Origin of the sequence: Ralstonia pickettii, assembly GCF_000607165.1 — a bacterium.
In the GTDB taxonomy this organism is placed as follows: domain Bacteria; phylum Pseudomonadota; class Gammaproteobacteria; order Burkholderiales; family Burkholderiaceae; genus Ralstonia; species Ralstonia holmesii.
Window position 1 is genome coordinate 1 of the sequence record NZ_JFZG01000017.1, and the last position, 3,391, is coordinate 3,391.

Consider the following 3,391-nt stretch of genomic DNA (forward strand, 5'->3'; position numbering starts at 1 on the left):
ATGGACCAGGGCTCAATGCAGGGTATGGACCAGGGCTCAATGCAGGGTATGGACCAGGGCTCAATGCAGGGTATGGATCAGGGCTCAATGCAGGGTATGGATCATGGTTCGATGCAAATGCAAGGCGGCTCACCGCCTCCTGATGCGCGGGATCCGAATGCATACTCGGGTGGATATCAGTTGGGTGTCGGAAAGTTCGCGCTGGGCAATACCCGCCAGCTCATGATGGCCGATGAGCACAATTTTGGATCGTTCTTGATTGATCGCCTGGAGTGGGTACGCGGCCCCAACTCCAACGCCGCTTCTTACGAAGCGCAAGCGTGGTACGGAAGCACTTACGACAAGGTCGTGCTGAAGGCGGAAGGCGATGTGAAAAAAGGTCGACTCGAGGAGGCGCGTACCGAGTTGCTATGGGGGCATGCGATCACGACGTTCTGGGACACCCAGCTTGGGATTCGCAATGACGTTGGCTCGGGGCGTCCAGCGCGGAACTGGGCGGCTTTCGGTGTGCAAGGTCTGGCGCCATACTGGTTCAACATCCAGGCCACTGCATACGTTGGTAACAGTGGTCGTACCGCCCTGCGGTTGTCCACGGAGTATGAGTTGCTGCTGACTCAGCGCCTTATCCTACAACCGCGCGTGGAGGCGAACCTCTACGGAAAGAATGATCCGGCTTTGGAGATCGGCAGCGGCCTGTCCAGCGCTAGCGTCGGATTGCGTTTGCGTTACGAGTTCAGTCGGCAATTCGCGCCTTACATCGGCGTCGAGCGGTATCAGACTTTTGGCAACACCGCCAACATGATTCGGGCAGATGGCGGCCGAAGCGGTGAGACCCGATTTGTGGCAGGCCTGCGTGTTTGGTACTAGCCATTCTCTATTTACACCACCAGGAGGTATTGACATGTTGACCCCTCGTTACATCGCAAGCATCGCTGTCGCGGCATCGGCCATTTTCGCCAGCACGGCCGCATTCGCGCATCCTAAGCTGCTGTCTTCGACGCCTGCTGACAAAGCGGAAGTCGCCGCGCCGGCAAAGATCGAGCTTAAGTTCTCGGAAAATCTCTCGACGCAATTCTCGGGGGCTAATCTCGTTATGACGGAGATGCCTGGCATGTCCAGTCACGACGCCATGAAAGTCGCCGCGAAGGTCGCCGCCGACGATGACCCCAAGACGATGGTCATCACGCCCGCACAGCCGCTGATGACGGGAACCTACAAGGTCGAATGGCGTGCTGTCTCGTCGGATACGCACCCGATGACGGGAAACTTCTCGTTCAAGGTGAAGTAAAGTTATGGCAGACGACTGGCTCAATATCGCCCTGCGCTTTGCGCTGTACGTGGATCTGACGATCCTGTTTGGAGTCTCGCTGTTCGGTGCTTACGCCTTGCGCCCCGATCATCGGAGCTCAGCGATTGCGCGCCGGTATGTCTGCGCCATTGGCGTCGCCGCAGCTTCCGGTATTGTGCTGTCTCTCTGGAGTATCGTAGTGACGGCCAAAGCGATGACCGGAGCCGCCGAATACGCGGAGTTGAGCAGCCACGTCTTCGGCATGATGCTGAGTAGCACTGCGGTTGGCATTGGGTGGTTGGTTCGTATCGCAGCCCTGGCGGCTTGTTTAATCATCGTCATGTGTGTGCGTAGGATGCCAACTCTGCACTTTGATATCTTTGCTGTTCTGGGGGCGGTAGCGCTGGCAACAGTGGCCTGGGCAGGGCATGGCGCGATGCACGACGGTTCGCGTGGATACGTCCACATCACGGCCGACATCGCCCACTTGTTAGCCGCGGGTGCATGGGTTGGATCGCTGACAGCGTTTGTGTTGCTTGCGCGGGCGCAGCAGGCGGCTTCATTGGAGTCGGTGGAAATCCTCAACCACACGTCCAACGGCTTCGCCCGTCTTGGGACATTGATTGTCGCCACGCTGCTCGCAACGGGCGTCGTCAACTATCTGTTGATCGTGGGCCCAACAATCGACGGGTTGGCCACTTCGGCATACGGCGTCCTGTTGTTGGCCAAGTTGGCACTGTTTGGGCTTATGCTCGGGCTGGCGGCAGCCAACCGTTACCTGTTGAGTCCGCAACTTGAAATCGCAATGCGCAGCGGCGACCACGCTGGCGCAGTCATGACACTGCGCCGCAGCCTGCTCACGGAGGCCAGCCTCGCCGTCGTGATACTTGCTTTGGTTGCGTGGCTCGGGGTGCTTTCTCCGCCTGGGACCTAATTCCGTCATTTTCGTGTAGCCATTCAACGCTCCATGACAACGCCATTGAACTCGCAGTCTATATCCGCGTCTAGGCGATCTCTGATGGTCGGCCTGGCTCTCTTGCCTGCCATAGCTTTGGCGCAGAAGTCTGAGCCAAAGCCTACATTCCAAGTTTGGAAGACGCCGGGTTGTGGATGCTGCAAGGATTGGTTGTCCCACCTGCGGGACAACGGATTCGATGTAGTCACACACGACGTCGAAGACACCGTCGAGGCTCGACGCAAGACAGGCATTCCCGATCGCTACGCCTCGTGCCATACGGCAGCCGTGCAGGGCTATGCCGTGGAAGGCCATGTGCCTGCGCGCGAGATCAAGCGCCTATTGCGGGAACGCCCTAAGGCAATCGGGCTGGCGGTCCCCAGCATGCCCATCGGTGCGCCTGGCATGGACGGTCCGGCGTACGGTAATCGACGTATGCCGTACAACGTATTACTGATCGGTTTGGATGGGACATCCACTGTGTTCCAAGCGTACAGCTGAACGAATAGAAGACGTTGGCCGTGAAAACGATGGGTTCACCATGTATGTGGCCAACAAATCTGGCGATACACCGACGCAATCACTGGTTGGCTCACCAGGAGCGGTCATGAGGAACATGTCGGTGGCCGACCTGCCTGCCGATGTACTCGCGGCAATGGCTCTCGTCTTCGTCACATGGATTGTTCTCCTAGTGGGTTTCGCTTGGTACCTGCGCCGCAAACATGGCGTAAGACGGCACGCAGACGCGCGTGCCGCTATTCATGGCCGCCGTAGTAAGAAACCACGTCGACGCGCTTTGCGACGAAGCTCTGGGAACCCATGATCTGCCGCAGGTTCCAGGGTGCCTTGTGTCACGCACCGCTAGGAATTCGCCGTGTTTCTCGCCGCTGACTACAGCGTTCGAGCGATAGCTTCGATCGGCTTGATCCCCACGCCAAAACGCGCAATGCTATCTCGGTGTTCGGTGAGACTGGTATAGGGAACATAGCGAATGCCTAGTTCTGCAACCCTGCGGAAAGCGGGACGTGCGAGTTGGGCGCGCACGTCCGCCTCTCTGGCATCTGGAGCCACCAGGAATAGGTGTTTCCTTGTCGCTTGATCTGTGCCCAAAGCCAGATCTAGCAGTCGTACGATGCCCGAGTAGATGG

At 58.3% G+C, this 3,391-nt stretch carries 4 protein-coding genes and 1 pseudogene; 4 read left to right on the top strand and 1 reads right to left on the bottom strand.

Going from position 1 to position 3,391, the window contains the following annotated elements; all coding sequences use genetic code 11:
- From BG83_RS0116520 to BG83_RS0116535, 4 genes are all read left to right on the top strand, one after another.
- On the top strand, positions 1-867 hold an 867-nt coding region (locus tag BG83_RS0116520), incomplete at its 5' end, for a copper resistance protein B (RefSeq protein ID WP_024977760.1).
- A gap of 34 nt (positions 868-901) precedes the next feature.
- Positions 902-1,288, top strand: a complete 387-nt coding sequence (copC, locus tag BG83_RS0116525; protein ID WP_012755710.1) for a copper homeostasis periplasmic binding protein CopC — start codon at positions 902-904, stop codon at positions 1,286-1,288.
- A gap of 4 nt (positions 1,289-1,292) precedes the next feature.
- Positions 1,293-2,222, top strand: coding sequence for a copper homeostasis membrane protein CopD (copD, locus tag BG83_RS0116530; RefSeq protein ID WP_012755711.1), 930 nt, complete (start codon positions 1,293-1,295; stop codon positions 2,220-2,222).
- Between the two features lie 33 nt (positions 2,223-2,255).
- On the top strand, positions 2,256-2,744 hold the full coding sequence (locus tag BG83_RS0116535) for a DUF411 domain-containing protein (RefSeq protein ID WP_024977761.1): 489 nt from the start codon (positions 2,256-2,258) through the stop codon (positions 2,742-2,744).
- 390 nt (positions 2,745-3,134) lie between these two features.
- Here the strand turns inward: BG83_RS0116535 and BG83_RS29875 are convergent.
- Positions 3,135-3,391, bottom strand: a pseudogene (locus BG83_RS29875) (type II restriction endonuclease); the annotation flags it as partial.